Source organism: Clostridioides sp. ZZV15-6383 (assembly GCF_020657735.1).
In the GTDB taxonomy this organism is placed as follows: domain Bacteria; phylum Bacillota; class Clostridia; order Peptostreptococcales; family Peptostreptococcaceae; genus Clostridioides; species Clostridioides difficile_D.
Map to the genome: position 1 here is coordinate 1 of NZ_JAGWCV010000147.1, position 483 is coordinate 483.

At 26.1% G+C, this 483-nt stretch carries 1 protein-coding gene and 1 pseudogene; both read left to right on the forward strand.

What is annotated here, in order from left to right:
- A pseudogene (locus KGF42_RS19205) lies at positions 1 to 313 on the forward strand (recombinase family protein); the annotation flags it as partial.
- Positions 276 to 483, forward strand: a 208-nt coding sequence (locus tag KGF42_RS19210; RefSeq protein WP_227826911.1) for a helix-turn-helix domain-containing protein, incomplete at its 3' end; no start/stop codon positions are given. The pseudogene KGF42_RS19205 and the gene KGF42_RS19210, both read left to right, overlap by 38 nt.

Genomic DNA, 483 nt, shown 5'->3' on the forward strand with positions numbered 1-483 from the left:
AGTTTCAACTTCTAATCAAAAAGATGATTCAAGTGGAGTTTCTTAGACAATATGCAAATGCTAAAGGAATAATAGTAGATGAAGTTATTGAAGATTATGGAAGTGGACTAAATTATAATCGTAAAAAATAGAATAAGCTAATTGATAGTTGTATGACTAATGAGGTAAATACAATTATTGTAACTCATAAAGATAGATTCGTTTGATTTGGATAAGACAAATATTTAGTTGTTGCATATATGGATTAAGAAAATACAAGAAAAAGATTAGAGAGGATGAAGAAGTTGAAAAGAGCATACAAAATAGAAATTAATCCTACTACTGAACAAAAATCTAAAATACATCGAACGATTGGTGTTAGTAGATTTATATATAACTTTTATATTGCTCACAATAAAGAAGTTTATGAGAGTAAAGGTGAATTTATAAGCGGTATGGATTTTTCTAAATGGTTAAATAATGAATATATTCCTAATAATCAAG